The sequence below is a fragment of the Kribbella deserti genome (assembly GCF_042434725.1).
Classification (GTDB): domain Bacteria; phylum Actinomycetota; class Actinomycetes; order Propionibacteriales; family Kribbellaceae; genus Kribbella; species Kribbella deserti.
The window spans coordinates 1-26,339 of sequence record NZ_JBHLTC010000006.1 but is presented as its reverse complement, the minus strand read 5'-3'; the positions used below and the strand labels follow the sequence as shown (position 1 = coordinate 26,339).

At 67.8% G+C, this 26,339-nt stretch carries 27 protein-coding genes; 9 read left to right on the top strand and 18 right to left on the bottom strand.

Annotation, left to right across the window (positions count from 1 at the left end):
• Nucleotides 1-179 precede the first annotated feature (179 nt).
• Nucleotides 180-2,045: a translational GTPase TypA gene (typA, locus tag ACFFGN_RS05560; protein WP_380044226.1), complete on the top strand. Its 1,866-nt coding sequence runs from the start codon at nt 180-182 to the stop codon at nt 2,043-2,045.
• A 144-nt stretch (nt 2,046-2,189) separates the two neighbouring features.
• Nucleotides 2,190-2,741: a L,D-transpeptidase gene (locus ACFFGN_RS05555; protein WP_380044225.1), complete on the top strand. Its 552-nt coding sequence runs from the start codon at nt 2,190-2,192 to the stop codon at nt 2,739-2,741.
• A gap of 16 nt (nt 2,742-2,757) precedes the next feature.
• Here the strand turns inward: ACFFGN_RS05555 and ACFFGN_RS05550 are convergent, their stop codons facing one another.
• Entirely contained in the window at nt 2,758-3,282 is a 525-nt protein-coding gene (locus ACFFGN_RS05550) for an O-acetyl-ADP-ribose deacetylase (protein WP_380044224.1), read from the bottom strand.
• A gap of 336 nt (nt 3,283-3,618) precedes the next feature.
• Here ACFFGN_RS05550 and ACFFGN_RS05545 point away from each other — a divergent pair, with 336 nt between their 5' ends.
• Complete coding sequence (locus tag ACFFGN_RS05545; protein ID WP_380044222.1) at nt 3,619-4,467, top strand: L,D-transpeptidase family protein; 849 nt, start codon at nt 3,619-3,621, stop codon at nt 4,465-4,467.
• A gap of 144 nt (nt 4,468-4,611) precedes the next feature.
• Here the strand turns inward: ACFFGN_RS05545 and ACFFGN_RS05540 are convergent, their stop codons facing one another.
• From ACFFGN_RS05540 to ACFFGN_RS05500, 9 genes are all read right to left on the bottom strand, one after another.
• On the bottom strand, nt 4,612-4,899 hold the full coding sequence (locus ACFFGN_RS05540; protein ID WP_380044220.1) for a hypothetical protein: 288 nt from the start codon (nt 4,897-4,899) through the stop codon (nt 4,612-4,614).
• Between the two features lie 247 nt (nt 4,900-5,146).
• Nucleotides 5,147-5,497 carry a DUF2516 family protein gene (locus ACFFGN_RS05535; protein ID WP_380044219.1) on the bottom strand — a complete coding sequence of 117 codons (351 nt, stop codon included), beginning with the start codon at nt 5,495-5,497 and terminating at the stop codon, nt 5,147-5,149.
• Between the two features lie 278 nt (nt 5,498-5,775).
• A complete protein-coding gene (locus tag ACFFGN_RS05530; RefSeq protein ID WP_380044218.1) occupies nt 5,776-6,339 on the bottom strand; it encodes a hypothetical protein in 564 nt (187 codons plus the stop codon).
• Nucleotides 6,340-6,393: 54 nt separating this feature from the next.
• Nucleotides 6,394-6,945 (bottom strand): helix-turn-helix domain-containing protein, encoded by a 552-nt coding sequence (locus ACFFGN_RS05525; RefSeq protein ID WP_380044217.1) that lies wholly within the window; start codon nt 6,943-6,945, stop codon nt 6,394-6,396.
• Nucleotides 6,946-7,052: 107 nt separating this feature from the next.
• A complete protein-coding gene (locus tag ACFFGN_RS05520) occupies nt 7,053-8,009 on the bottom strand; it encodes an asparaginase (RefSeq protein ID WP_380044216.1) in 957 nt (318 codons plus the stop codon).
• 101 nt (nt 8,010-8,110) lie between these two features.
• Complete coding sequence (gene ygfZ / locus ACFFGN_RS05515; RefSeq protein ID WP_380044215.1) at nt 8,111-9,106, bottom strand: CAF17-like 4Fe-4S cluster assembly/insertion protein YgfZ; 996 nt, start codon at nt 9,104-9,106, stop codon at nt 8,111-8,113.
• 55 nt (nt 9,107-9,161) lie between these two features.
• Nucleotides 9,162-10,754 (bottom strand): hypothetical protein, encoded by a 1,593-nt coding sequence (locus ACFFGN_RS05510; protein ID WP_380044214.1) that lies wholly within the window; start codon nt 10,752-10,754, stop codon nt 9,162-9,164.
• Nucleotides 10,751-11,566 carry a hypothetical protein gene (locus tag ACFFGN_RS05505; protein ID WP_380044213.1) on the bottom strand — a complete coding sequence of 272 codons (816 nt, stop codon included), beginning with the start codon at nt 11,564-11,566 and terminating at the stop codon, nt 10,751-10,753. Before ACFFGN_RS05505 ends, ACFFGN_RS05510 begins: the two co-directional genes overlap by 4 nt.
• 109 nt (nt 11,567-11,675) lie before the next feature.
• The gene (locus ACFFGN_RS05500; RefSeq protein ID WP_380044212.1) at nt 11,676-13,043 is read right to left on the bottom strand and encodes a cation:dicarboxylate symporter family transporter; all 1,368 of its coding nucleotides are present in this window, start codon (nt 13,041-13,043) and stop codon (nt 11,676-11,678) included.
• 159 nt (nt 13,044-13,202) lie between these two features.
• Here ACFFGN_RS05500 and ACFFGN_RS05495 point away from each other — a divergent pair, with 159 nt between their 5' ends.
• Nucleotides 13,203-14,462, top strand: a complete 1,260-nt coding sequence (locus ACFFGN_RS05495) for a sensor histidine kinase (RefSeq protein WP_380044546.1) — start codon at nt 13,203-13,205, stop codon at nt 14,460-14,462.
• The gene (locus tag ACFFGN_RS05490; RefSeq protein ID WP_380044211.1) at nt 14,455-15,147 is read left to right on the top strand and encodes a response regulator; all 693 of its coding nucleotides are present in this window, start codon (nt 14,455-14,457) and stop codon (nt 15,145-15,147) included. Before ACFFGN_RS05495 ends, ACFFGN_RS05490 begins: the two co-directional genes overlap by 8 nt.
• A gap of 108 nt (nt 15,148-15,255) precedes the next feature.
• Here ACFFGN_RS05490 and ACFFGN_RS05485 read toward each other — a convergent pair whose 3' ends face one another.
• Nucleotides 15,256-15,750 carry a heme-binding beta-barrel domain-containing protein gene (locus tag ACFFGN_RS05485; protein ID WP_380044210.1) on the bottom strand — a complete coding sequence of 165 codons (495 nt, stop codon included), beginning with the start codon at nt 15,748-15,750 and terminating at the stop codon, nt 15,256-15,258.
• 163 nt (nt 15,751-15,913) lie between these two features.
• Here ACFFGN_RS05485 and ACFFGN_RS05480 point away from each other — a divergent pair, with 163 nt between their 5' ends.
• Complete coding sequence (locus ACFFGN_RS05480; RefSeq protein WP_380044209.1) at nt 15,914-16,276, top strand: DsrE family protein; 363 nt, start codon at nt 15,914-15,916, stop codon at nt 16,274-16,276.
• 23 nt (nt 16,277-16,299) lie between these two features.
• Here ACFFGN_RS05480 and ACFFGN_RS05475 read toward each other — a convergent pair whose 3' ends face one another.
• The gene (locus ACFFGN_RS05475; protein ID WP_380044208.1) at nt 16,300-18,048 is read right to left on the bottom strand and encodes a hypothetical protein; all 1,749 of its coding nucleotides are present in this window, start codon (nt 18,046-18,048) and stop codon (nt 16,300-16,302) included.
• Nucleotides 18,045-18,629, bottom strand: a complete 585-nt coding sequence (locus tag ACFFGN_RS05470) for a hypothetical protein (protein ID WP_380044207.1) — start codon at nt 18,627-18,629, stop codon at nt 18,045-18,047. The genes ACFFGN_RS05475 and ACFFGN_RS05470 overlap by 4 nt, the downstream gene beginning before the upstream one ends.
• A 362-nt stretch (nt 18,630-18,991) precedes the next feature.
• On the opposite strand from ACFFGN_RS05470, the gene ACFFGN_RS05465 reads away from it, so the two are divergent.
• Together ACFFGN_RS05465 and ACFFGN_RS05460 are read left to right on the top strand one after the other, a co-directional pair.
• Nucleotides 18,992-20,089: a molybdopterin-dependent oxidoreductase gene (locus ACFFGN_RS05465; protein ID WP_380044206.1), complete on the top strand. Its 1,098-nt coding sequence runs from the start codon at nt 18,992-18,994 to the stop codon at nt 20,087-20,089.
• Between the two features lie 245 nt (nt 20,090-20,334).
• Entirely contained in the window at nt 20,335-20,703 is a 369-nt protein-coding gene (locus ACFFGN_RS05460) for a hypothetical protein (protein ID WP_380044205.1), read from the top strand.
• Here ACFFGN_RS05460 and ACFFGN_RS05455 read toward each other — a convergent pair whose 3' ends face one another.
• Nucleotides 20,704-21,528: a beta-keto acid cleavage family enzyme gene (locus ACFFGN_RS05455; RefSeq protein WP_380044204.1), complete on the bottom strand. Its 825-nt coding sequence runs from the start codon at nt 21,526-21,528 to the stop codon at nt 20,704-20,706.
• Between the two features lie 94 nt (nt 21,529-21,622).
• Here ACFFGN_RS05455 and dtd point away from each other — a divergent pair, with 94 nt between their 5' ends.
• Entirely contained in the window at nt 21,623-22,048 is a 426-nt protein-coding gene (dtd, locus tag ACFFGN_RS05450) for a D-aminoacyl-tRNA deacylase (protein ID WP_380044203.1), read from the top strand.
• Between the two features lie 161 nt (nt 22,049-22,209).
• Here dtd and ACFFGN_RS05445 read toward each other — a convergent pair whose 3' ends face one another.
• The 4 genes from ACFFGN_RS05445 to ACFFGN_RS05430 form a co-directional block, all read right to left on the bottom strand.
• Complete coding sequence (locus ACFFGN_RS05445; protein WP_380044202.1) at nt 22,210-23,448, bottom strand: choice-of-anchor P domain-containing protein; 1,239 nt, start codon at nt 23,446-23,448, stop codon at nt 22,210-22,212.
• Between the two features lie 593 nt (nt 23,449-24,041).
• The gene (locus ACFFGN_RS05440) at nt 24,042-24,338 is read right to left on the bottom strand and encodes a DUF1416 domain-containing protein (protein ID WP_380044201.1); all 297 of its coding nucleotides are present in this window, start codon (nt 24,336-24,338) and stop codon (nt 24,042-24,044) included.
• A 1-nt stretch (nt 24,339) separates the two neighbouring features.
• Nucleotides 24,340-25,188, bottom strand: a complete 849-nt coding sequence (locus ACFFGN_RS05435; RefSeq protein ID WP_380044200.1) for a sulfurtransferase — start codon at nt 25,186-25,188, stop codon at nt 24,340-24,342.
• 10 nt (nt 25,189-25,198) lie between these two features.
• Nucleotides 25,199-25,669: a DUF4395 domain-containing protein gene (locus tag ACFFGN_RS05430; RefSeq protein ID WP_380044199.1), complete on the bottom strand. Its 471-nt coding sequence runs from the start codon at nt 25,667-25,669 to the stop codon at nt 25,199-25,201.
• Nucleotides 25,670-26,339: the final 670 nt, after the last annotated feature.

The following is a 26,339-nucleotide window of genomic DNA, read 5'->3' as shown; positions in this document are numbered from 1 at the left end:
CGGAACCGACCACTTAGCGTGTGCGGAGCGTGTCCGTACACGTGCAATAACACACGCGCCGAGGCGGCGATTCGCCGGTTGCCGCTTACTCGCCGTAGGATGGAACGGCTGCGCCCGCACTTTTCAGGGGCCCGCCGTCTAACGCCGTCTGACCCCCGAGTTGCCTGGAGTGCTTTCGCATGCCCACCCGTAATGATCTGCGCAACGTGGCCATCGTGGCCCACGTCGACCATGGGAAGACCACCCTCGTCGACGCGATGCTGTGGCAGTCCGGTGCCTTCGGCGCGCACCAGCACGTCGACGAGCGCGCGATGGACTCCGGCGACCTCGAGCGCGAGAAGGGCATCACCATTCTCGCGAAGAACACCGCCGTCCGGCACAAGATGGCCAGTGGCGAGACCGTCACGGTCAACATCATCGACACCCCCGGTCACGCCGACTTCGGTGGTGAGGTCGAGCGCGGCCTGTCCATGGTCGACGCGATCGTGCTGCTGGTGGACGCCTCCGAGGGCCCGCTGCCGCAGACCCGGTTCGTGCTGCGCAAGGCGCTGGCCCGCAAGATGCCGGTGATCCTGGTCGTGAACAAGGTCGACCGGCCGGACTCGCGGATTTCCGAGGTCGTCGACGAGACCTACGAGCTGTTCATGGATCTGCTCGACCACGACGCCGACCAGAGCGCCCTCGACTTCCCGGTCGTGTACGCCTCGGCCCGGGCCGGCCGCGCCTCGCTGAACAAGCCCGCCGACGGTGGCCTGCCGGACTCCGAGGACCTTGAGCCGCTGTTCGAGACGATCATGGCGAACGTGCCCGCCCCGACGTACACCGAGGACGCGCCGCTGCAGGCCCACGTCACCAACCTGGACGCCTCGCCGTTCCTCGGCCGGCTCGCGCTGGTCCGGGTGCACGAGGGCACGCTGAAGAAGGGCGCCCAGGTCGCCTGGTGCCGCCACGACGGCTCGATCCAGCGGGTCAAGATCACCGAACTGCTGATCACCGAGGCCCTCGAGCGGGTCCCGGCGGAATCGGCCGGACCGGGCGACATCTGCGCGATCGCGGGTATCCCCGAGATCATGATCGGCGACACCCTGACCGACCCGGAGAACCCGAAGCCGCTGCCGCTGATCACGGTCGACGAGCCGGCCATCTCGATGACCATCGGCACCAACACCTCGCCGCTGGCCGGCCGGGTCAAGGGCACCAAGGTCACCGCCCGCCTGGTCAAGGACCGGCTGGACAAGGAACTGGTCGGCAACGTGTCGATCAAGGTCCTGCCGACCGAGCGTCCCGACGCCTGGGAGGTGCAGGGCCGTGGTGAGCTGGCGCTGGCCATCCTGGTCGAGCAGATGCGCCGCGAGGGTTACGAGCTGACCGTCGGCAAGCCGCAGGTGGTCACCCGCGAGATCAACGGCAAGAAGCACGAGCCGGTCGAGCGCCTCACCATCGACTGCCCCGAGGAGTACCTCGGTACCGTGACGCAGCTGCTCGCCGTCCGTAAGGGCCGGATGGAGCAGATGACGAACCACGGCACCGGCTGGGTCCGGATGGAGTTCCTGGTACCGGCGCGTGGCCTGATCGGCTTCCGGACCGAGTTCCTCACCGACACCCGCGGTACCGGTATCGCGCACCACGTCTTCGAGGGTTACGAGCCCTGGTTCGGCGACCTGCGCACGCGTCCGTCCGGCTCGCTGGTGTCCGACCGTACCGGCGTCACCACGTCGTACGCGATGGTCAACCTGCAGGAGCGCGGCACGATGTTCTGCGAGCCCGGCACCGATGTGTACGAGGGCATGATCGTGGGTGAGAACTCGCGCGCCGACGACATGGACGTGAACATCACCCGTGAGAAGAAGATGACCAACGTGCGGTCCAACGCCGACGAGTTCGAGAAGCTGATCCCGGCGCGCAACCTGTCGCTGGAGCAGTCGCTGGAGTTCTGCCGCGAGGACGAGTGCGTCGAGGTCACCCCGACCGCGATCCGGATTCGCAAGGTCGCGCTGTCCCAGGTCGAGCGCGCGAAGCTGGGCCGCAGCCGCAACAAGTCCTGATCGGCCGGTCACTTTGGGTGGATCCTGACCTAGGTCACGAAACCGGCGGGGGAAAGTTTCGGTTTCGTGACCTAACGGGTCGAACCCACGCGACAGCCATGACGTCTACCTGTTGAACATTCACTTTGGGGGAAGGAACGGACCATGAGCATTTTTCGTAAGTTCGGCGCCGCGGCGGTTGCAGCGGCGGTATTGGGCGTCGGTCTCACGACCGCCAGCACGCAGGCCCATGCCGCGCCGGCCACGGGCGCTGTGCCTGCGGTGAAAACTGCTCCGTCCGCGACGACGTCATCGTCTGCCATCGTCAAGGGCAAGCTGCAGATCGACCGGCGCTGCCTGGCCGCGGGGCGCATCCTGTGCGTCAACAAGACCACCCGCAAGGTCGTCTTCATGCTGAACGGCAAGGTGCTGAAGACTGCCGACGCGCGCTTCGGTGGTCCGCGTACGCCGACCCGGGAGGGCACGTTCAAGGTCTACCGCAAGTCCAAGAACCACGTCTCGCGCCTGTACGGCTCGGCCATGCCCTACGCGATGTTCTTCAGCGGCGGCCAGGCCATTCACTACTCGGCCGACTTCCGCGCCCGCGGCTACAACGGCTCCTCGCACGGTTGCGCCAACCTGCGCAGCCGGGAGATCGCGGCCTGGATGTTCGCCCGTGCCAAGATCAACGACAAGGTCATCGTCTACCGCTCTTGACCTGGTAGTTCGGCCGTCATGAAGGGTGGTTCCCCGTTGGGGGACCACCCTTCAGGCTTTTCTCGAAGGCCTTGAGCACCCGCGGCTCGATCAGGCAGAACGTCGCCTGCTCCACCTGGGTCGGCGTACTGCTCATCGTCCGTACGGCGATATCGGCCGCCGACTGCACGGGCCAGCCGAAGATCCCCGCGGATACGGCCGGCAATGCGAGGGTCTTCAGTCCGAGTTCATCGGCGACCCGAAGGGCGTTGCGGTAACACGACGCGAGTGTCTCGGGATCCCGCTGGCCCGCGGTGTAGTTGGGGCCGACTACGTGGATGACGTACGACGCACGCAACTCCCCCGCCGTGGTCCACGCGGCCTCGCCGGGCTCGATCCCCCGCGGGTACTTCTCGATGCACTCGGCCAGAATGCTCGGCCCACCGGCCCGGTGGATCGCCCCATCGACGCCACCTCCACCCCGCAACGAGTGATGCGCCGCATTGACCACCGCATCCGCCTCAACCCGAGTGATATCCCCTTCCCGCACCAAGATCCGCATCCCCCCACCCCACCAACCCCGCCCTCACAAGGCAAGCCCCAGCACCGGAGCCGCCCGCACAACCCCAGCCACCCAAGCCTGCGTCGATTCGCCTGGATTTGCCCCGCTCCCGCGGCACGCACTCTCCAAAGGGTCATGCGGTCAAATCCGGGCGAATCGACGCTAATCCAGCACAACGATCTGCCCGGGGTGGTGCCGGTTTCGCTCCGTTCGGCGTGGCGGCGGGGGTGTTGGGGAAGGTGCGGGAATTCTGTTCGGGTGCGGGGCAAACCGGATGGGCTGAGCTGGCGTCTTACCTGATGTAGCGGTGGTATTTCGAATACTTGGGGGCAGGAAATGCGGTTCTTCGGGAAGGTGCTGACGACGGCGGCGGTGATCACCGGCGCGCTTGGTCTCGTGGGGGCGGGAATCGTCGTGGCCGAGCGGGTCGACGCCGAGCAGGCACAAGCCGGCGGCCAGTCGGCGTCGTACAACCAGCAGGTGCCTCGCGCCGGCGGGATCAAAACCGTGCCGTTCGAGGTCAGCGGCGAGCTCCCGATCTACCCGAAAGCACTCTGGGAGGTCGACTCCACCGGCCCGGCCGTGCGCAAACTGGAAGCCCGGCTGGTCCAGCTACGGCTGCTCGACGCGCAGTACCTCGACGACGCCTTCGGCACGATGACCCGCAGCGCGGTCAAGAAGTTCCAGTCCTCCAAGGGCATTCCCACCCTCGGCTACGTCGACCAGAACACGTGGGACCAGCTCAAGTCCGCGACGCACGAGCCGACGCAGCAGGAGTTGTATCCGCCCGCGCCGGTGGTCAACGGCAAAAAGCTCGACCAGCGCTGCGCGACCGGCCGGGTGCTTTGCATCGACAAGTCCACCCGTCAACTGCGGTACGTCGTCAACGGCAAGGTCGTCTCCAGCATGGACGTGCGCTTCGGCGCCAAAACCACCCGCACCCGCGAGGGCCTGTTCAGCGTGAGCTGGAAGAGCCGGAACCACGTCTCGAAGCTGTACGACTCGGAGATGCCGTTCGCCATGTTCTTCAGCGGCGGCCAAGCCGTGCACTACTCATCCGACTTCGCCGCACGTGGTTACAACGGCGGCTCCCACGGCTGCGTCAACGTCCGCGACCGCCAAAAAATCGCCTGGCTCTTCGACCGAATCAAGGTAGGCGACAAAGTAGTCGTCTACTGGTCCTGACCACGCGATCGCAGGTGACCACCACCATCGGTCGAGTGCCAGGCTGCAAGCGGCCTTCCGGCAGTCGGGTGGCGTAGTCGCGGGTGGCCTTCCGACGTCAGCCGGCGCAGTCGCCCCTGGCCGCATGGCTGGGCGACTGCGGGGCTATGGTTTCGAAGTGCCGGCGCGCTTGTTCTGGCCGCGTCTGGTCCGTCGCCACACGACCAGACCGGCAGCCGCCGCCACTATATACGCCCACAATCCGGCGACCGAGGCGAGCGGAATCCTCGCGATCACGCCGAGCAACGTCAGCCCGAGCGCTCCGCAGACGGCAAGCTCGTACCAGTTCCCGATGCGATGGCGCCGGCCGTATAGAGCCGAGTGGGTCACAAGGGCCGCGGCCATCAGCACAAAGAACCACCAGTGGTTCACAAAGGGCTCAACCTCTTGCACCGAAACCACCAATCGCCAACCGGACCGCCGCGCCCTGGATGCTGCCATAGAACCAGGCGAGGGATGCAGACGACCGGACGGTCTAACACCGCGATGTCGCACCGGCGCAGCGGCGAACTCCCCGTAACGGAGCAGGCCGTGTCGGCAGCACGAGTCGCGCTTCCACGCCCTGCCGCGGCCTGGGGCAGGCGCGGCAGTCGTCGGTCAGCGACAACTGAGGACAGCTTGTCGGAGCGGGTGGTGCGCGTTAGAGGGGGCGGGGGCCGCGGCGGCGGCGGATGCCCCAGCCGCCTCGGCCTCGGCCGGTGGCTTGGCGTAGGGCGGGGCGGGCGTCGACGAGGTAGACCGCGGCGGCGACGATGCCGAACAGACCGAAGAAGCTGAGCACGCCTTGGAAGATGTGCGACAGGCTGAAGGCGGCGAGGATCAGTACCCAGCCGGGCTTGGTGAGTTTGTCCGCACGCAGGAATACGCCGCGGGGGCGAAGGGCCGCATCGAGAAGGGCGACGAGCTTCAGACCGAGCAGTGCCCACCAGATGATCTCGATCGGTCCGCCGAAGCCCGGGAACAGGGTCGGGAAGGTCGCGAGGGAGATCATGCCCCGAGCCTAACGCAAGGAAAGGACCGCCCACTCCTGTCAGCTGACAGGCGGGCGGTCCTCTCCACTGTCCGGCCAGGATCAGCGTGGCGAACCAGCCACCCAAACCACCGTCCGCAACCGGAACACGGCTTTCAGCAACCGCCACGCGGCAACCGGGCAGCAGCACTAGGCCACCACGCCGGGACGCGGCGACCAGTGACCAGTGACCAGCGACCGGTTGATACCGATCGCTGGTCGGGCGCGCTGAAGGTCTGGCGCTGGGGTTGGGCGGTGGGTCAGTCGCCGATCTTGGTGGCGGCGTCGGTGGCGGCCTTGCCAGCGGTCTTGGCGGTCTTGCGGGCGCTGGTGACGGTGCCCTTGGCGCTGCGGGTGGCCGAGTCGGTGGCCTTGCGGGCGGTGGTACGGGTGGCCTTGGCCTTGCTCACGGTGGACTTGGCCTGGGCCTCGAGGTCCTCGGTGGCCTTCTGGCTGCGGATCCGGGTGACGAGGTCCTTGCCACGGCCGGCCAGCTCGTCGTACGCCTCCTCGGCCTGGCCGAGCACGGTGGTCAGGTTGGCCTGGACGACGGCGGGCAGCTCCTTGAGCTGGGCCGGCACGGTCTTGGCCTCGGCGGTCAGGGTGCCGACGATGGACTCGAACCGCTTGGTCAGCTCGGCCTGGGCCTTGACCAGCTCGGTCTGAACCTTGGAGATCTCGGTCTGCACGGTCTTCTGGTCCGCGAGCGCGGCGATGCGAACGCTGGCGTCAGCGCTCACCTCGCGCAGCTTCTCGACGGCGAGATCGCCGGCGCCGGCCAGCGCGTACAGCGGGGTGACGTTGGACTTGGTCGTGGTGGGCATCAGGCGTTCTCCTCTAAGAGCTGAAACGATGGCAGTGCACGGCCGACCCGGTGGTTAGACGCGGGGTGAGGTTCGGCCGGTCTTCGGTGCCGCGACGGTTTGACGAGGCGTTTTGGCAGCGGCCTTGCGAGCCGCCGGCTTCTTACCGGCCGCCGGCTTCCCAGCGGCCTCAGGCTTGGCAGCGGCCGCCGGCTTGGTGGCCGGCGTTGGCTTTGCAGCGGGTGCGGGTGTCTCGCCGGCTTCGTTCTCACGGACGAAGGAGGCATATACATCGAGCAGGACCCGCTTCTGGCGCTCGTTCAGCGCCGGGTCGAGCAGTACGGACTCGACCACGTCGATCCGGCGGGTGGCCGGGTCGGTGTCGTCGTCCGGGTCGAGAATGCCGGCCCGGACGTACAGCGTTTCCGCGGAGATCCGCAGCGCCTTCGCGAGCTGCTGCAGTACGTCGGCCGACGGCTTGCGCAGGCCGCGCTCGATCTGGCTCAGGTACGGGTTCGAAACCCCGGCCAAGTCGGACAACTGACGCAGGGTCAGTTGCGCGTGCCGACGCTGCTCAGCGAGGTACTCCCCCACCGACCCGACAACACGATCACCCAACGAGGCCATAGCCCCATCATGCTTGCAAGCTGCTTGCAATTGCAAGCAAACCCGCCGTGAACTGAGTCACCTCAGCCTGCGACTAGCTGAAACCGCAACGAAATAAGGGGAAAACGTCAGCCCCTCACACTGCCGACAGCGTGCACGGAACCCACCGGCTTACCGCCACCCAGCAAAGGCTCGCGCAGCTGGGACTCGATCACCGGGTTGCTGATGCCGAGGCGCTGCAGCGTGGCGGCCATCACCACCTTGCGCGCGCGGACGCCACCGTCGTCGATCTTCAGCGCGATCCCCCGGCCATCGGGCAGGCCCACGGCGTACACCGCCTCGGCGCCGACCTTGCAGAACAGGCCCGGTACGGCGCGCATCAGCTCAGCCTCGTCGCGCCGGGTTCCGCTCGCGTACTCGGGAAAGGCCCGGAAGGCGTCGGCGATCCGGCCTTCGTGACTGTCGGGCGCGGCCGCGGCGAACAGGCCGAACGAGCGCGCCAGCCCGGCCAGGCTGATCGCGAGCAAAGGCGCGCCACAACCGTCGATCGCGACGGCGGCGACCTTCTCGCCGGCGCTGTCCTCGATCGCGGTACGAATCCCCTGCTGGACCGGGTGATCAGCGTCCCGGTACGTCGTGAGGTCCCAGCCGTTCGTGGCGGCGGTCGCCAGCATCGCGGCATGCTTGCCCGAGCAGTTCATCGTGATCGGGTCCTTCACGCCGCCGGCGCGAACCCACTCGTCGCGGGTCTCATCGTCGACCGGGTACGCCGGCGGGGTCTGCAGCGCCGACTCGTTCAGGTCCACGCTCGCGAGGATCTCGCGGACACCGTCCAGGTGGATCTGCTCACCCGAGTGGGACGCGCCGGCCAGGGCGAGCAGGCGCCCTTCGAGCTGGAGCCCGAGCCGGAGCATGCCAAGCGCCTGCATCGGCTTGTTCGACGACCGGGGGAACATCGGCCGGTCCACCACGCCCACGGACCACTCGACGGTTCCGTCCGGGGCGGTCACCACCACAGAGCCGTAGTGATGGCCCTCAACGAAGTCGTTGCGGACGATCTCGGCCACGATCACAGGTTCGGTCACGAGCAAACGATAGGTGATCGCCTTACATCTCAGACCACCGTGGTCAGTGGTTCAGCTCACAACCGCCTAGAAACGCGCGCGACCAGCCAGGCCGAGCGTGCTCAGAGGCGAGCGCGGACGTGCAGGCCGACCTCGGGATCAACGAGGGCCTCCTGGGTCGCCATCACCGTCGGCTGGTCCTCCGCAACGACCTGGAGTACGGCGTCCGTGGCCGTGGAACGCTTCACCAGCGCGAGCGCGATCGGCCCGAACTCGTGGTGCCGCGCGGCCGATCCGATGAACCCGACGGTCTTCCCGTCCAGCTGAACGGCATTGCCATGCACGGGAAGGTGGTCCACCGAACCGTCGAGGTGCAACCGAACCAGCCGACGCGGCGGCCGGCCGAGGTTGTGCACCCGGGCCACGGTCTCCTGGCCGCGGTAGCAGCCCTTCTCCAGATGAACGGCCACGTTGAGCCAGCCGAGCTCGTTCGGAATGGACTTGTCGTCGGTGTCGAGGCCGAGCCGTGGAGCGCCCGCTTCGATCCGGAGCGCCTCGTACGCCCAGACGCCTGCCGCGGGTCCTTCCTGGCCGGCTAGTTCCGCACGCGGCAGGAAGACCTCGTGCCCACCAAGCGAATCGGCCGCGGCGCGGGTCACCGGTCCACCGGCGACGGCATTGCCCGGTCGCCAGACGATCGCGTACTCCGCGGTGACATCGGTGATCACGACGCGAGACATGAAGACCATCGAGTTGAGCCACGTCATCAGGGCCGCGCCGGCACCGGGCTCGGTGTGCAACCAGAAGGTCTCGCTGTCGTCCACGCCGTACATCGCGTGCTCGACCCGGCCTGTCGGCGACAGCACCAGCGCGGTCGTCGACGTACCCGGCTTGAGGCCCTCGAAGTACTGAGTGGTGATCGCGTGCAACCAGGTGAGGCGGTCCGGCCCGGCGACGGTCAGCACGTCTCGGTGCGAGAGGTCCACGAATCCCGAACCCGCCGCCAGCGCGCGCTGCTCCCGCAGGTCGGATCCGTAATGCGCCGCCACTCCCGCGTCGAGGCCGTCGGCCTGAACCGCGCCGGGCAGATCGAGCAGGGGACTGCGATAGCTGGACATGTCACCAATAGTAGGCCGGTGCCGAACCCGGCCCGGACCTGCGGACCGAAAGCGGCTACTTGCCGCGCAGCGCCTTGCGGACTTTGCGCATCGGAGCGCCGACGACCCGGCCGATCCGTACCGTGCGCGAGTTCCGCAGCGCCTTCAGGTCCTTCTCGACCTTGGCCTTCTGCGCCTTGGCGGTGGCCACCTCGCCCTTGAGCTTGGCGATCTCCTTGCGCAACGGTTCGAGCTGCTTCTCCGCCGTGGCCAGCTTGTTCTCGAACCAGCGGGCGCGGGACGCGTTCGACTCCTCGTGCTGACGGGCGCCGGCCTCCGCGGGCGTGGCAACCAGCCCGGCGGTCAACCGGTCGAGCACCGCCTGGTCCACCGGCGCACCGCGCATCGCGGCCACCCAGGCCACCGCCTCGGGCGCGGTCAGGTATGACGGCCAGGTACGGCGATACCCGTGCCGCTCGGCCTGATCCACCAGTACGGCGACACTCGCGACGAGTTGTTCGTCAGCGGTGTACGCATGCCCGTGCCCAGGTGCGAGCGCCAGGAACGCATACGCGCCGTCCGGGGTCCGTACAACCTGGTCCGCGCGGGCATGACCCGGCGCGGCGAGCGTGCCCAGCCAGGCGGCGTACGACGCGATCTCGGCGCGCAGGCGCTGCTGGTCCGGGGCGACAACCGCCTGCAGAAGCAGGTCCGAGACGAGCGCGCCGGACGGCAAGGGCTGTCCCCCGCCGTACCGCGGGACGCCGTCGATGCACCAGATCGGCTCGGCGACACCGGCCACGTGAGCGATCAGGTCGTGCGGCGGAACGATCGGCGCGGTTGCACCGGCTACGACGAGCCAGCCGCTTGCCAGTTCCTCGAACCGCCCGGCGCGCCAGATCCGCCTCAGCAGCAAGTACGGATCGCGGGCCATCGGACGGTGCTCGAGCACCTCTGCGGCCCGGGCCGACAGTGCCGCGAGTACGCCGGCGTAGGCGTTCCGGTCGACGGTAGCCGCCGCAGGGCCCCAAGCCACCGTGGGCGCGGACAAGGTCGGGTAGAGCGGCCAGGCGGCGGGAGCACCAACGAACGCCATTAGCTCGTTCGCGCTCTGCGGACGGGTCTCGTCCGCAGAGGAGGGCCGATCCCACGCAGGCGTCGAGTGGTCCGTCTCCGGCTGGGTCTTCGCCGAGAGCCGGTGGGCGCCTAGCTCGTTCTCAACGGCCAGAACCAGTACGCCGTCCGTGGCCAACAACCTCCGCAGGTCCGCCGTACCGTTGGCGAAAGTCGGCTCAGGGCCTTCGGGTGAGTAGAGGCGCCGTACGTCGTCTAGGGCGACTACAGCGTCGAACTGGCCGTCCTTGAACCGCTCGAGGCTTCCGCAGGCCACAGAGACCTTCTGGCCGTCGAACCGCTCGGCAAGGGTGATGGCGTCCGGGATGGACCGAACCAGGCAGGTGACCTCCACGCCGGTGGAGAGCACCGCACCGACCAGCTCGGGCCCGTGCGGGCCGGCCAGCAGGATGCGGCTGCGCCCCAGCAGAGCCTCGGCGACGACGGGGAACTGCGCACCGGGCTGCGGAACCGGCCAGGGCGAGTCGAAGTCCGACCAGGTCGGCAGCTCGCCACCGATCAGCTGCACGGAAGCCGGAACGTCTTGGTCACTCATCGAGTACTCCACCCCAGTTCGAAAGTCAGCTCGGCCGGGCTCAGGATGTTGTCGAGCCCCAGCTCCTCGCGCGTCAGCGCGGTCATCAGGTCACGGTCGACGAACGGCTTGTGCAGGTCCGGGAACAACCGCTGCACGTAGTCCTTGGCGTCGAAGCCGCCCCGGTCCTCGACGAAGTCCATGGCCGGGCCGTAGATGCCGACCTCACAGCCGACCGAGGCACCGTAGAACAGTGCGGTCGACAGCCGGTTCGAGGCGACTCGCTCGTGCTTGCGCAGCTCGGCCAGCTGGCCGTGCAGGAAACGCGTATTGGTGCCCTGCCAGAGCGTGCCGCGCTGGCCGTGGCAGATGACCCGGAAGCCCGCGTCCTCGTAGGCGCCGCGAACGTCCGCCATGTCGTACTCGATCCAGTACAGGCAGATCGTCACCGGGCCGGTCTCCGTGGCCCGGATGGCCGCAATCAGCTCCTTGTGGTCGCCCTCGACACTGCCCTGCTCCCAGGTATGGAACGGGTAGAAGATGGTGCCCTCGCGCTTGGTGGGCTGCTCGGTCTCCTGTTGCAGGAGGTAGGCCCAGGGCGATCCGATGACGGAGAAGTCACGCCAGCCGATCGCATGGCCCCGACGCCTGGCGACGTCCGACCACACGAACTTCACGAAGCCCAGTGGCGGCTCATGACCCGGCCCGAAGCCGTGCAGCACGTTCCAGCCGTGCTGGAGCACGCCGGCGATCCGTGGCGGCTTCGCGGGATCAAACCCGCAGTAGGCCGACAGGATGTGCGCATGTCCGTACCAGTGGTTGCTCGAGTCCATCAGCAGCAGCCTGCCGGAACGAGCCGAGGGGTTAGAAACACCAAAGCATTCTAGAAGGCGAAAGGGTGGCGACATGCCGCCTGTCGCCACCCACGCCGTTTTACTTCCGTTACGACACGTCTACGGATGCCTTGGGCTGCTGCTCCGGTACGTCGCCCGCGTGGGTGTCACCGGCCGCGAAGGCCGCTTCGTCGAACGGGTCCTCCCCGGCGAACACCTGCAGGGCCTGGTCCTTGTCGAACAAGCCGACCCAGTGACCGACCAGCACGGTCGCGACGGCGTTACCGGCGAAGTTGGTCAGCGCCCGCGCCTCGGACATGAACCGGTCGATCCCGACGATCAGGCCGACACCGTCGACCAGGTCCGGGCGGTGCGACTGCAGACCGCCGGCCAACGTGGCCAGGCCCGCGCCGGTGACACCGGCGGCACCCTTGGAGGCCACGATCATGAACACGAGCAGTGACACCTGCTGACCGAGCGAGAACGGCTGGCCCATCGCCTCGGCGATGAACAGCGAGGCCATCGTCAGGTAGATCGCCGTACCGTCCAGGTTGAACGAGTAGCCGGTCGGCACGGTGATACCGACCACGCCCTTGTCGACGCCGAGGTGTTCCATCTTGCCGATCAGGCGCGGCAGCGCGGTCTCCGACGACGAGGTCGAGACGATCAGCAGGAACTCCCGGCCGAGGTACTTCAGCAGCTGGAAGATGTTCAGCCCGGTGACCGCGCGGAGGATGGCCCCGAGCACCACCACCACGAAGATCAGGCAGGTCGCGTAGAAGGCGATCATGATCTTGGCCAGGCTGACCAGCGCGTCGGTACCGGTGGCTCCGACCACGGCCGCGATCGCGCCGAACGCACCGACCGGGGCGACCCACATGATCATCGACAGGATCTTGAAGACCAGCCGCTGGATGTGCGTGATGCCGCGAATGATCGGATCACCGGCGGTGCCGAGGGCCTGCAGGGCGAAGCCGACCAGCAAGGCGACGAAGACGGTCTGCAGCACCGAGCCTTCGGTCAGCGACGACACGATCGTCTTCGGAATGATGTGCAGCAGGAACTCGGTCGTGCTCTCGGAACCGGTCGCCTCGCTACGACCGGCCTTGGCCGCTTCCGGGGTCAGGTCCAGTCCGCTGCCCGGCTTCACCAGGTTGCCGACCACCAGACCGATGCCGAGGGCAACGGTCGACATGGTCAGGAAGTACGCCAGCGCAAGGCCACCGACCTTGCCGACGCTGGCTGCCTTGCGCACCGAGCCGATGCCGAGCACCAGCGTGCAGAAGATGATCGGGCTGATCATCATCTTGATCAGGTTGACGAAACCGGTGCCGAGCGGCTTCAGCTCGACCGCGAAGTCGCGGAACAACAGTCCGATGCCGATACCGAGAATCACGGCGACGATGACAGCGATGTAGAGGAAGTGCGTCCGGTCGTTGCGGACCGGTGTCGGTCGTGGGGCGGTGGTACTGGACATATGAACTCTCCTCGGGGGCGGCGCGGGCAGGCGGCCTGGGGACATGCTTTGGTAACTGTGACGTGACGCACAGGCGAAGTGCAGATTTCGTTCATATCGTTCGCGCCGGAACCGTGGTGGGCACCACTCCGCCGCCCGAGCGGCACAATGACTTACGTGATGCGCCGCCCGAGTGAGCTGCGACGCCAGGTGCTCTGGCTCCAGGCGTGGACCGTCACGCTCCTGATCCTGGTGGTCTGCAGCACCTCGGTAGTGCTCGCGAAGGGCCAGGCCGATCGAGCCGCCGCGGTGAACGGTGTTGCCGCGCCCGGCTGGTGGGAGCTGGTCCGGCCCGAACTGCGGTCGCTGCTCGGCCTCGCCTGCCTGATGCTCGGTATCTCGATCGCGGGCAACGCGCTGGTCTCGTGGCGGGTGCGCCGCGCCACTCGCGGCCTGGGTACGCAGACCCTGGCGTGGATGCTCGACTTCTACCAAGGTGTGCTGCATGCCGCTCGCGAAGGGCTGTTGCTGCTCGACGGCGACGGCCGGGTCCAGCTGGTGAACGACGAGGCTCGCCGGCTGCTGCGTCTGCACGACGTACCGCCTGGATCCAGCGTCGCCGAGCTGGGTCTGCCGAGCACCCTGGCGGACCTGCTCACCGGAGGCCGCACGGCGTACGACGAACTGCACCTGGGCGCGAACGGCGTACTCGTGGTCAACCAACTCCCGGCCCAGTCGGCCGACGGCGGCCGGATCGTCACGTTGCGCGACCACACCCAGCTCCAGCGGCTCCTGGGCGAGCTGGATGCCGTGCGCAGCCTGGCCGAATCCCTGCAGGCGCAAAACCACGAGGCCTCGAACCGGTTGCACACCGTGGTCAGCCTGATCGAGATCGGCCAGCCGGACCGGGCCCGCGAGTTCGCCGTCTCCGAGCTGCAGCTGGCCCAGGCGATGACCGATCGAGTGGTCGGCACAGTGGGCGATCCGGTGCTGGCCTCCCTGCTGCTGGCCAAACTCGCCCAGGCGCAGGAACGCGGCGTACTGCTCGGGCTGGACCTCGGTTCGGAGCCGCTCGACGTACGACTGCCGGCCCAGGACGTGGTGACCGTGGTCGGCAACCTGCTCGACAACGCGGTCGAGGCAGCCCGTGGCGGCACGGCACCTCGTCGGGTGGAGCTGGTCGCGCGAACCACCCACGACTACGTCGATCTGGCCGTCACGAACACCGGCGCGGAACTGGGTGCGACCGATCTAGCCCGGATGTTCGACCGGGGCTGGAGTACGAAGGCCGAGCCGGGTCACGGTCTGGGCCTTGCCCTGGTTCGCAGTACGGTCGAACGTTGGCAAGGGCAACTAATGGTCGACCCGGACTCGGAGATCGACGATCTGCCCGCTTTGACCGTTCGGGTCCGGCTGCCGAGGGCGGTGCGCGATGCCTGACGAGGACTTGCGCGTACTCGTGGTCGAGGACGATCCGATCGCCGCCGAGGCCCATCGCACGTACGTCGACCGGCTGCCCGGTTTCACCTGCGTCGGCATCGTCGGTACGGCCGCCCGGGCGATTCAAACTCTCGCGCAGGGCCAGATCGACCTGGTTCTCCTCGACATGAACCTGCCCGACGGCCACGGCCTCGACGTCGTACGGCGAATGCGAGCGGCGGGCCTTGGTACGGATGTGGTGGCGGTGACGTCCGCACGCGAGGTGGCATCCGTACAAGCCGCGGCGCGGATCGGCGTCGTGCAGTACGTCCTGAAGCCCTTCGCTTTCGAAACGCTCCGCGACCGGTTGACCGCCTACGCCCGGCAACGGCGTTCTGCCACGGCTGGACGGACTGTGGCCGACCAGGACGAGGTGGACCGCCTGTTCCGGCCGGTGGTGCGTCCGGAGGACTCGAGCGTTCCGAAGGGGCTAGCCGGGTCTGTGCTGGAACGGGTGGTGCGGCTGCTTGGAGACCGCGAAGGCTGGACTGCCGAGGAGATCGCGGGTGAGCTGGGTACGTCGCGTATTACCGCTCGGCGCTACTTGGAACACCTGGCGGACCAGGGGCAGGCCTTGCGCACGCAGCGCTACGAGGGCCGCAGTGGACGGCCGAAGGTGGAGTACTCCTGGGTTTCGGAGAGCTGACCGCGGCGGCTGGCGCAAGCTCAGGCTGACGGCTGGGTCGGTGAGCTGCTGCTACCGGTGAGCTGCTGGGGTCGGCGGCTGAGCTGCTGGGTCGAACGCGGCTGGAGGTCAGGCGCGGATCAGGGTGGCCCAGAGGTGCGGCTGCAACGGCTGGCCTTCGGCAGCCATGTCGTAGGCCCACATCAGTTCGCCCTTGACCAGGCCGTACAGCCGGTGGCCGGCGCTGACCTCTTTGGCGGTGGTCGTCCGGGCGACCACATCGGTGCGCATCTCGATCTTGGCGTTGTCGATCTCGCCGTACCAGATCTCGGCGAAGCCGGTCGGATGCGCCAGCACGACCTCAAGCTTGCCGTCGGGCTTCGGCCGCCAGAAACCGGTCTCGACCGCGAGCGCGCGCTCCTTCTTACCGTCCTCGCCGACCACGTAGGTCTGGCTGACGTAGTGCAGATAGGGCTTGCCGTTGTGGCTGAAGTCGATCTGCTGCCCGAACTCGAACTTCTCGATGGTCGGGTAGTCCCCATGCCCGCGGCCCTCCCACCGGCCGAGCAGCCAGGCAAGCGGCATCAGGTCGGGGTGCAGGTCCTGCGGGATCTCGAAGGCCATCAATCCGCCGATCAGGACCGGCCGCGATACAGGCGGTAGACGACGAAGGCCGAGAACCACCCCATGAACAGGGTGACCAGGACCAGCAGCGAGGTGAATACGACATGCAGCACGAGGCCAGTCTAGGGGATGGCGCCGCGCGGCCCGGAACTACGCTGTGGTGATGTCGCGCACCCTGGTGATCAAACTGACAGCCGGTTCGGACGAGGCGGAGCGGACCAACCAGGCCTTCACCGTCGCCGCCGCCGCCATCGCCGCCGGAGCACCCGTCTCGCTGTGGCTCACGGGTGAGGCCGTCTGGTTCGCCGTACCGGGGCGGGCGGAATCGTTCGACCTGCCGCACGCGGCTCCGCTGCAGGACCTCCTCGCCGCGGTGCTTGCGGCCGGGACTCTCACCGTTTGCACGCAGTGCGCCAAGCGCCGGGATCTCACCGGGGCCGACCTGCTCGACGGCGTACGGATCGCGGGCGCACCCGCGTTCACCGAGGAGATCCTGGCTCCCGACGCGCAGGCCATCGTCTATTAGCCTGCGCCCTTGCGACGCGCGGGTCAGACCTCCTTGCCGGCTTGTTGCTGCTTGGCGGTCTGCTGAGCGCGCTGGTGGTGGGCGCCCGCGGTGGCCCCGGCGTGGGACTGAGCCGCTGGAGCCGCCGAAGGACGCTGAGCGGCGCCCGCCGCCGGGGCGACCCCGCCAACGCCCATCTCGTGCATCCTGTTCATCTCGGCTGAGCGCGCGGGCTGCGCCTGCTGAGTCGACGCCTGCTGACCTTGCTGATCCTGCTGCCCCTGCCGCCCGGCCTGATTGGCACCGCCGGGGCCCTGCTGATTCGGGTTCTGCTGGTTTGCGGTCTGCTGGCTGGTGGTCTGCCGGCTCGGGTGCTGCTGGTTCGGGTGCTGCTGGTTCGGGTTCTGCTGCGAGGGGTTTTGCTGCGAGGGGTTTTGCTGCGAGGGGTTCTGCTGGGTTGCGGTCTGCTGCGGTCCGGCCTGCTGGGTGGTGGCTTGCTGGGTCGGCACCTGCTGCCCGGGATTCTGCTGACCGGGCTGGTTCTGCTGGTTCTCGGACACGTCGGGCTGACGGTTGTCGGTCTGCTTTTCCGCGTCGGTCTCCGCGTTCGGACCGGTCTCGCGCTCGGTCTGCTGCTCATCCCGCTCGCGCTCGGTCTCCTGCTCGGTCTCGCGCTCGGCCTCGGGGCCGGTTTCGCGCTCGTCCCGCTCGTTCTCTTCCGTACGGTCGATCGTCTCGTCCGCCTCGGAGCGCGCCTCTTCCGTGGTCTCCGGCTCGTTGCCGTCGGTCTCCAGGTCAGGCCCCGAAGGCTGCTGGTCGCTGTGGACCTCTTCGGCCTTGGCGTCGCGTAGTTCCTCGGCGGCTTCCGCGTCGGGCCCGGCGTTCGGTCCCGCCTCCGGCCCGGCCACGATGTCGCGCTCGGCCTGCGTGGGCGCCTCGGCCTCGGGACCGGAACTCTCCTGGGGGGATTCGTCCTGGCCGCGGTCCTGCTTGTCCAGCTCGTCCTCCGCAAGCGCCGCGGCACCCGCCGCCGCCCCTGCCGCGCCTGCCGCCAGGACCGGGTCTACCGCGTTCGGCGCGACGTCGTCCCGCTCGCGATCGCGCTCCCGCTCCTTGGCCTTCTCGCGATCGTGCTCGGGGTCCCGGCCGGGGTCGAGGTCCTGCTGCGGGTCGAGTTCGGGATCGACCTCGGGACTGTTCCGGTCGCCGTTCTGGTTGTCGCTGTCCTGCCCGCGCTCCTCGTCCTGGTTCTGATCGCGGTTCTGATCGCGGTTCTGGTCCTGGTTCTGGTCCTCGCCGCGATCGTCCCGGTCCTCGTCGCGGTCCTCATCCCGCTCTTCATCGCGATCTTCGTTCCGGTCGTCGCGGTCCTCGTCACGTTGTTCGTCGCGATCTTCGTCCCGGTCTTCCCGCTGCTCATCGCGGTCCTCGCGCTGTTCGTCGCGGTCGCGCTCCTCCCGCTCCCGGTCGCGATCCGCCTCCGGGCCCTGGGGACCCTGTGGGCCGTCGGCACCGTCGCGGCCGAGGCCGTCGCGGGCGTGATCGCCGAACTGCCGGTCATGCCCGGGCCCGGGCGGGTTGTGCCGGTCGATCGTGCGGTCCAGATCGGGGTCACCGCGCCGCCCGTCGCGCAGTTGCTCCCGCACGATGTGCTCGATGATCGCCCGCAGGTGCGCGTCGCGCGCAGCGGCTCGCTGCCGGGCCTGGCTCCGCTGGTGCAGCGCCTTGACGAGCTGCCCCATGCCGCGGCCGAAAGCTTTGAACTCGTTGAAGATCTCCTGCTCGGCACTCATGACGTCACCTCGGCGGCGTAGACGGAGTAGTTGATACTGACCGCCCGCGTCGGCGAAGTGGCCTCCGGCTGCAGGGCATACAGGTGGAACTCGGCGCCGCGCCGCAACCAGACCGCGAGGTGCCGTCGTCCGTCGGCCACCTGACCGGGACCACCCGGATAGTTCGGCTGGCCGAGCATTCCGACGTACGCCGGTGGGCCCCAATGGCGGCGGGCCAATTCGAGATGGCGCGGCCAGTAGTGGTCGAGGCCTTGCTCAGCGAGCGGGACCTCCGCCGCGCTGATCTGGTACGCCGACCAGCCGCTGCGCGGACTCTCCGGTAACACCGCGCCGGGATAAACCTGCATGAGCGTTTCGCGCCGGGTCATCAGGCCCCACGAACTCTGGGCCGGATCCACCTCGGTCGAGTCGTCGATCGGCCAGGGCAACCACCCGGTGGCAGCCGAAACCCGCTGGGCCAGCGCGACAACACCCGCACGACCCAGCGCCTCCGGACCCCAGACCCGGGTCCAGTCCGGCACATCGGCCAGATCCGCCATCGCGCGATCGTCGTCATCCAGCGACCGGTCCTGCGTCTTCACCGAACTCCTCCACCGTCTCAACCAGCGAACCCTCAGCCTAGGACGTTCCAGGCGCATTCGTGGCTCCGTTGCAGGAACCTGTGGACAACCGTGCGGCCTGAGTCGTACGGCGAGGCGACACGTGACCGCCGTTCTGCCGCGCCTGGTCCGGCGCAAAGACCGGCCCCCCACGGCCTGGGCTGGTCTGTCGGCTCTTCAAGCGCCGGGATTCGTCCGAGCCGCTCGCGCGACTGGAGGGACGTTCGCGAGCAGTAAGCGCGAGGGTGGTCCGCAGCGGGCCTGCGTGAGTTGTGATGGAGAGCATGAAGTTGCCGGCTCTCCCGAGTGAGGATTCGTTCCGCTCGCCACTGCATCACCCGCGCGTGGCTACGGTTCTCGGCCGGTGGCTCGGCATCGCGGTGCTGATCTGCTTCCTCACCGGACTGCTGAGCCACTGGCAGCAGGAAACGCCCGCCTGGTTGACGATTCCAAGTCGCCCGGCGTCCCTCTATCGCGTAACGCAAGGGCTGCACGTCCTGTCCGGCTTGGTATCCGTGCCACTGCTGCTCGCGAAATTGTGGACCGTCTACCCGAAACTGTTCGCCAAACTGCCTTGGCCACCAAGCCGTAGGGCCTTCGCGGAACTCCTCGAACGCCTCTCCATCGCCATACTCGTCGCCGCCCTGGCACTCGAGGTGTTCATCGGGTTTCTCAATACGCTGCAGTGGTATCCGTGGCCCTTCCCATTCCGCGAAACGCACTACGCCTTGGCGTGGGTCATCGTCGGCGCACTGCTGATCCACCTCGCGGTCAAGCTGCCGCTGATCCTCGCCCACTGGACCCGGCCGTTGCCTTCATCGGAGTCCGCATCCTTGCCTGAGGCAACTGGTGGAATGAGCCGGCGAACACTGTTCCGGACGGTGGCGGGCGCCGGAGCGCTGGTGGCAATCACCGCCGCCGGTCAATCCGTACCGGCCCTCGCGCCAATCGCCGTACTCGCGCCACGCCGGCCGGGCGTCGGCCCGCAAGGCCTACCGGTCAACCGGACTGCCTCGGACGCCGGAGTCGTCGCCCAGGCACTATCGGACGAATGGCGGCTGACTGTCGTGGGACCACGCGAGCTGACGTTCAGCCTCGAACAGCTCCGGGCTCTTCCGCAGAGCCGCGCGGACCTTCCGATCGCTTGTGTTGAAGGGTGGAGCCAGAGCGCACGCTGGGAAGGCATTCGCGTGCGGGATTTGCTGCGGCTATGCGGCGCGGGCGATACGGCCCGGGTGCGGGTGGTCTCGCTCGAACGCGACGGCTTCTACGGCACCAGCGAACTCCCGCCGCAATTCGCCGCCGATCCCCTCACCCTGCTCGCGCTGCGAGTGAACGGCGAAAACCTTGACCTGGATCACGGATTTCCCGCCCGGATCATCGCGCCGAACCGGCCCGGCGTACTGCAAACAAAGTGGGTCCACCGCTTGGAGCTCCTGTGACCAACCACCCGCGCAACCCGCATTTCGCGTCCGACCGTCGGAAAGTCGATGCCGCATCCCGCCGCGGGAAGGAGGGACAAGGCTCGCATTCCGCGTCCGACCGTCGGAAAGTAGGCAGTGGCTCGCATTTCGCGTCCGACCGTCAGGAAGAAGGCAGTGGCCCGCACTTCGCGTCCCGCCCTGGTGGGCTTGGGGTGGTTCGGGGGATTTTGGTTGGGGCTGGGTTGCTTGGCGGGGTGTACGGCGTGTGGCTGTTGGTGGTGGGGCTTGAGCCGGCCGCGCTGGTGTGGCTGCCGGTGTGGCTCGGCGGCGCCGTACTGGTGGACGATCTGGTGATCGTTCCCGTCGTGTTCCTAGTGGGCTGGGTGCTCAACCGGAGGCTTGGCGGGTCGGCGGCACTCGGCTTTGTCCGTACGGGCTTGCTTTATGGCGGTCTCACCAGCCTGATCGCCATTGCCCTGCTACTTCGCCAGGGCAAGGGCGCGAACCCGACGGTGCTGCCGCGCGACTACGTCCGCGACTGGTTTTTGCTAGAAGCGACTATCGCCCTGAGTGCGGTGATCGCCTACCGTTTGCACCGCCGGCGCCGGGGTCCACGCCCGGACGGGCAGTAGTTAGGCCGCGCGAGTGTTGAGCAGGGACCGGGCCTCGTCCGGGGTCATCGGCGGGCGCTGGGCGAGGGTGGCGAGTTTGGCGGCGCGTTCGACCAGCTCGGCGTTGTGGGTGACGGGTTGGCCCTTGGCCAGCGTGAGAGTGTCCTCCATGCCGACGCGGAGGTGGCCGCCCAGGGACAAGGCCGCGAGTGCCACGGGCAGGGTGGTTCGGCCGACGCCCGTCGCGGACCACGAGGTGACCGCGGCCGGCAGGCCGTTGACCGCGGCAACCAAGGCCTGTGTCGTACCGGGCATGCCGCCGGGTACGCCCATCACGAGGTCGCAGTGCACCTTGCCGCCGTACGGCAGGCCGAATTTGTCCAGCAGGCGGTTCAACGCCGCGACGTGGCCGAGGTCGAACAGCTCGAACTCCGGCACGATCTCGCGCTCTTGGGTGAGCCGGTAGAGCTCGGTCACGAACGGCCACGGGTTCATGAACACGTCCTCGCCGAAGTTCACCGTGCCCATGGTCAGCGAGCACGAGTCCGGCGCGGCGTCGAGCACGCGAAGGCGGTGCTCCAGCGGATCGGTGACGGCACCGCCGGTGGACAGCTGCACGATCAGCGAGCTGTTCTCCCGGACTGCCACCACGGTCTCGGTCAGCCGGGCCAGGTCCAGTGTCGGCCGGTGCTCGGCGTCGCGGATGTGGATGTGGATCATCGCCGCCCCGGCCGCCTCGCAGCGCTTGGCGGTCTCCACCAGCTCGTCCAGCGTGGTCGGCAGCGCCGGGCAGTCGGCCTTGGCCGTCTCGGCGCCGGTGGGCGCCACGGTGATCAGCGTCGTCATAGGACGAATCGTGCCAGATGGGCAGCTGAAACGGGATATTTCACGGCTAAACTGCCCGATCACCGGACGATCTGTCTCACGGCAGACTGGTGGCATGAGAGCAGTCATACAGCGAGTGAGCCAGGCATCGGTCACGGTCGAGGGCGAGGTGGTCGGCGCGATCGACCGGTCCGGCCTCGTCGTTCTGCTCGGGGTGACTCACGGCGACACCCCGGAGATCGCGGCCTCGCTCGCCGCGAAGATCTGGACCTTGCGGATCCTGGCCGGAGAACGTTCATGCGCCGACGAGCGGGCCCCGATCCTGGCGATCAGCCAGTTCACCTTGTACGCCGATACGCGCAAGGGCCGTCGGCCGTCCTGGTCCGACGCCGCACCGGGGCCCGTCTCCGAACCGCTGTACGACGCGTTCTGCGATGCGCTGAAGGCCCTCGGCGCGGAGGTGGCGCGCGGCCGCTTCGGCGCTCACATGGAAGTTGCCCTGGTCAACGATGGCCCGGTCACGCTGATCCTCGACAGCTGAAATCACTCGCAACACGGCCGAAGGCGATAACCAACGGCGCAACGCGAGACCGGACCCTCCGGTCCCGGGATCACGAGGATCCGGGACCGGAGGGTCCGGTGGTGTTTCGGTACTGCTACCTACAACCCTGCTGAACCGGTGAGGTTCGAGTCAGCGGGCTATCAGCCGATGACGCCGGCCTCGGAGTAGGCGATCTTCACGACGGTGTTCAGCGCCTTGACGCGGACCTCGAGGGCCGTGACGGCGATGACGCTGCCGCGCTTCTCGACCTTGTTGAAGGTCAGCGAAGCGATGTCCAGCACGTTGACCGTCTTGTTGACGCCCTGCGGAACCGGGATGACCTTGTCACCAACGCGGATCGACAGAACCTTCGAGCCACCGCTCAGCTGGGTGTTGGTGCCAACGGTCTTGCTGGCCTTGGCCCAGGAGGTGACAGCCTCGACGACGATCTTGTTCTTGCCGCTGCCGATGGTGACGCGGCCCGTCTTGGCGGACATCTCCGCGACGGCGCTGTCAGCGGTGGTGGTGCCACGCTTGGTGGTGGTCACCGCGCCGACGTAGATCAAGTTCGGGATGTGAACCTCGGCGACGCCCTGCGTCACAGCCTTGCCGCCGGTGTTGATGCACATCGTCTGCAGCGAGGTCGGGCTCGACTTCACCAGGTCGCCAACGCGAACCTCGGTGCCGAAGCCCTTCGCGCGCAGCACACCACTGACCGGGCCACCGACCTCGGCCTTGGTGAGCAGAACGGCGACCGTCGCGCCCTTCGGGATGAAGTTGTTCTTGATCGTCGAGTGGATCAGAACGGCCGCGGAGTTCGCGACAGCGCTGGTCGACGTCGTCGACAGCTTCTGGTAGTTCAGCACGATGAAGCCGAGGCCCGGAACCGCAACCTTGGTGTTCGGGCTGGCGTCGATCAGCTTCGGCACAACCAGGTTGCCGATCTTGATCGAAACGATCTTGGTGCCGGCGGTCGCCTCGAACTTGCCGTTCTTGTTGACGGCCGTCGACCAGTTCTCGACGCCCTTCAGCGTGAGCAGGTTGCCCAGCTTCACGTCGACAGCGGTCGCCTTGCTGAGGTTACCGTTGCCCCGCTTGTCGTTCACCGTGATCGTTTCGGTCTTCACGGTGCGCGCGATCGCCTGACGGTTAACGTTCGCGGTCGCGAGGTCGTTCGTGGAACGAAGGCCGACCTTGCTGGTGCACGCGAGCTGCGACGAGACCTGCGGGCCGCTGTTCGCGAGACCCGTGTAGATGTAGGTGCCGTGCGCGAATCCTGCGTAACCGAACGTCTGCGCGGCGGTAGCGGAACCCGACGTCAAGGCGATCGTCGAAGCTACGCCAACGACGGCAACTGCGCCGGCGGCGACCAGCTTCTTGTATCCGATGCGGGGTCGCATTGACCCCTCCTCCCTGAGTAATGACTCGACCCGCGTTCGGGTCAGGACAGAAGGGACAACTCGCGGGGTTGCCGTAGGTAACGAGACCGATGCACACCGAGACCTAACCGTGACATTCGACCTCATCCTGTGAGAAACCAGGTCTTGCGCGTAACCTTCCCGCCTGCATCACATCGGCGAGTCGCCTTGCCAGCAAGCGCTTTCGGACTTCGGCCTTTGCCCGTTGATGCAACCTCACAGCGAGCCGATGTGGTTGACGGCGAAGGTTGTTACGTTCCGCCCGCGCGCGTTTCCATCCAGCGGGGGACCCGGAATGAGACGAGTACTTCCGGCCGCGACGGAACCGGCCAGGCCGTGCGGTTCCCGGCGCTGTGTACCGGCACAGGCTGCCCGAAGGCGATGATCGCCACTCCCGCCGAGGCGTCGCTCAATCCGGGCACGCTCGATTTCGCGTACGGCGCGTGGATCAACGTGGCCCGGCCGTCTCGACGACGTCTGCTTCCACGTGGACAAGCCCGCGCTCCAGGACCGACGGACTCCGAACGACGAAGGGCCCGGACCAAAGCGGTCCGGGCCCAACGCTTCGAACTAGGTCAGACGGCGACGGAGACCTCCGCCACCTCGCCGTACTGGGCGACCACCTGGCGGTCGACCGGCTCGGCCTTGGGCGCCAGCGTGCGCAGCGTCCAGCTGCCCGGTGCCGCGAAGAAGCGGAAGTGCCCGGTGGCCGAGGTCGGGACCTCGGCGGTGAACTCGCCAGTGCTGTCCAGCAGGCGCACGTACGCGCCACCGACCGGCTCGTCGCCGCGCAGGACCTGGCCCTGGATCACGGCTTCCTTGTCAACGTCTACGCCCTTGAGGGACAGGCCGCCCTTGGTTGCTCCGCACATGTCAGGCCTGCCCGGGCTCGTCGCCGAGGGCTACCGGTACGCCGACCAGCGAGCCCCACTCGGTCCAGGAGCCGTCGTAGTTCTTGACGTTCTCCTGGCCCAGGATCTCGTGCAGCACGAACCAGGTGTGCGCCGAGCGCTCACCGATGCGGCAGTACGCGATCGTGTCCTTGCCGAAGTCGACGCCCGCGTCGGCGTACAGCGCCTTCAGCTCGTCGTCGGCGCGGAAGGTGCCGTCGTCGTTGGCCGCCTTGCTCCACGGGATGCTGACCGCGGTCGGGATGTGACCCGCACGCTGGGCCTGCTCCTGCGGCAGGTGGGCCGGGGCGAGCAGCCGGCCGGCGTACTCGTCGGGGCTGCGCACGTCGACCAGGTTCTTCACGTTGATCGCGTCGAGCACCTCGTCGCGGAAGGCGCGGATGTTGAGGTCCGGCTCCTGGGCCTTGTACTGGGTCGGCTCGCGCTTGACCGTCTCGTCGGTCAGCTCGCGGCTGTCCAGCTCCCAGCGCTTGCGGCCGCCGTCGAGCAGGCGGACGTCCCCGTGCCCGTAGAGCTTGAAGTACCAGTAGGCGTAGGCCGCGAACCAGTTGTTGTTACCGCCGTAGAGCACGACGGTGTCGTCGTTGCTCACGCCACGCTCGGAGAGCAGTGCCTCGAACTGGTCCTGGTTCACGAAGTCGCGGCGGACCGGGTCCTGGAGGTCGTCCTTCCAGTCCAGCTTGATGGCGCCGGCGATGTGCCCGGCGTCGTACGCCGAGACGTCCTCGTCGACCTCGATCAGGACGACGTTCGGGTCGGCCTTGTGCTCCTCGACCCAGTCGGCCGAGACGAGCGCTGATTCCCTGCTCATGTACTACTCCTCAGGTGGTGGTTGCGTGGGTGGAATGCGGCGCGCGGATCCTCTGGATCAGCAGGTATGCCTCACAGCCGAGGCACAGCCCGACCGCCGCGTTCACGAACGCGGCGACGAGGGCGAAACCGGTGGCGACGACGCCGAGTACGGTGCCAGTGACGGCACCGCTCAAATAGCCCGCCAGGCCGGCCAAGGCGAAGACCAGACCGACGAGCTGGGCGAACCGCGGCGGTACCGCGGACTCCAGTTCCTTCGGCGGGCCGAGCCGGGGCCGGACCAGGCGTTTGAAGATCAGGCCGTACGGCGAGGCCTGGACGCCGAACGCGACGGCGATCGCGAAGACGGCGGCCTGGATCGCGAGCGGCCAGGGGTTGTTCAGGACGAGGGTCAGCGCCAGCACCACGGTCGTCACGGCCGCGGCGAACCGCAGACCGCGTGGATCGACCTGTGCCTGCTGGTCAGCCGGCTGACTGGACATGCGACTCCCCGGTGGAGAGGGTTTCGAGCTGTTCCGCCACCGTGAACGGGCGGGAGGCGACGTACTGGGAACCGTGCTCAGCGACCGGTTCCGGAGCGCTCGGGACGCCGCCTGGTCAGGGCATACGACACAGGGACGAGCGCATGCGGCAGTTGTCCACTGCCCTGCGCTTCGTCAACCACGTCGTGTAAGCCACGCATTGAGAGTACGGAAGCCAGTACACCCTTGCTATCCCATGTCCCACTGAGTGAGACAACTGATCATAGGTTGGGACGACACGCCGAGGTGGAGGGGGTTGGTCCCCCGTGGTGGGGGAGCTGGTGGGCACCCGTCCCCCGGAGTCTTTCGAATTGTCAGGTCGGTTCGAGCCGCGTCAAGGGTTGGGAATCGGCTGCGCCGACGCGTTCGCGCCCTTGACCCGGCCCGAACCGACCAAAGGCGGCAGCTATCAGGGGGACGGGTGAGGTCTGGCCGGGATTGGAGGACGTTCCGTGCGCTGCGCGTCGGGTTGCGCCGTCCGGGTTCGGCGTCGGGTTGCCGCGTTGGTTTGCCGTCACTTTGGCCGGGTGGTTGGCGGCGGGCGTCCAGACGAGCCGGCTGCCGACTTTTGGTACGACTACCCGGCTGCAGAGCCTGTTGAGGAATGGGTTCGGGTGGTGGTGGGGTAGGG

Bases quoted from the DNA above. Each gene is read 5' to 3' on its own strand.
- ACFFGN_RS05545 (WP_380044222.1), top strand. From the start codon at position 3,619: ATGCGGTTCTTCGGGAAGGTGCTGACGACGGCGGCGGTGATCACCGGC.
- ACFFGN_RS05525 (WP_380044217.1), bottom strand. From the start codon at position 6,945: ATGGCCTCGTTGGGTGATCGTGTTGTCGGGTCGGTGGGGGAGTACCTC.
- ygfZ (WP_380044215.1), bottom strand. From the start codon at position 9,106: ATGTCCAGCTATCGCAGTCCCCTGCTCGATCTGCCCGGCGCGGTTCAG.
- ACFFGN_RS05435 (WP_380044200.1), bottom strand. From the start codon at position 25,188: ATGAGCAGGGAATCAGCGCTCGTCTCGGCCGACTGGGTCGAGGAGCAC.
- ACFFGN_RS05490 (WP_380044211.1), top strand. From the start codon at position 14,455: ATGCCTGACGAGGACTTGCGCGTACTCGTGGTCGAGGACGATCCGATC.
- ACFFGN_RS05505 (WP_380044213.1), bottom strand. From the start codon at position 11,566: ATGGACTCGAGCAACCACTGGTACGGACATGCGCACATCCTGTCGGCC.
- typA (WP_380044226.1), top strand. From the start codon at position 180: ATGCCCACCCGTAATGATCTGCGCAACGTGGCCATCGTGGCCCACGTC.
- ACFFGN_RS05485 (WP_380044210.1), bottom strand. From the start codon at position 15,750: ATGGCCTTCGAGATCCCGCAGGACCTGCACCCCGACCTGATGCCGCTT.
- ACFFGN_RS05555 (WP_380044225.1), top strand. From the start codon at position 2,190: ATGAGCATTTTTCGTAAGTTCGGCGCCGCGGCGGTTGCAGCGGCGGTA.
- ACFFGN_RS05475 (WP_380044208.1), bottom strand. From the start codon at position 18,048: ATGAGTGCCGAGCAGGAGATCTTCAACGAGTTCAAAGCTTTCGGCCGC.
- ACFFGN_RS05550 (WP_380044224.1), bottom strand. From the start codon at position 3,282: ATGCGGATCTTGGTGCGGGAAGGGGATATCACTCGGGTTGAGGCGGAT.
- ACFFGN_RS05480 (WP_380044209.1), top strand. From the start codon at position 15,914: ATGTCGCGCACCCTGGTGATCAAACTGACAGCCGGTTCGGACGAGGCG.
- dtd (WP_380044203.1), top strand. From the start codon at position 21,623: ATGAGAGCAGTCATACAGCGAGTGAGCCAGGCATCGGTCACGGTCGAG.
- ACFFGN_RS05535 (WP_380044219.1), bottom strand. From the start codon at position 5,497: ATGATCTCCCTCGCGACCTTCCCGACCCTGTTCCCGGGCTTCGGCGGA.
- ACFFGN_RS05530 (WP_380044218.1), bottom strand. From the start codon at position 6,339: ATGCCCACCACGACCAAGTCCAACGTCACCCCGCTGTACGCGCTGGCC.
- ACFFGN_RS05440 (WP_380044201.1), bottom strand. From the start codon at position 24,338: ATGTGCGGAGCAACCAAGGGCGGCCTGTCCCTCAAGGGCGTAGACGTT.
- ACFFGN_RS05510 (WP_380044214.1), bottom strand. From the start codon at position 10,754: ATGAGTGACCAAGACGTTCCGGCTTCCGTGCAGCTGATCGGTGGCGAG.
- ACFFGN_RS05430 (WP_380044199.1), bottom strand. From the start codon at position 25,669: ATGTCCAGTCAGCCGGCTGACCAGCAGGCACAGGTCGATCCACGCGGT.
- ACFFGN_RS05445 (WP_380044202.1), bottom strand. From the start codon at position 23,448: ATGCGACCCCGCATCGGATACAAGAAGCTGGTCGCCGCCGGCGCAGTT.
- ACFFGN_RS05455 (WP_380044204.1), bottom strand. From the start codon at position 21,528: ATGACGACGCTGATCACCGTGGCGCCCACCGGCGCCGAGACGGCCAAG.
- ACFFGN_RS05495 (WP_380044546.1), top strand. From the start codon at position 13,203: ATGCGCCGCCCGAGTGAGCTGCGACGCCAGGTGCTCTGGCTCCAGGCG.
- ACFFGN_RS05500 (WP_380044212.1), bottom strand. From the start codon at position 13,043: ATGTCCAGTACCACCGCCCCACGACCGACACCGGTCCGCAACGACCGG.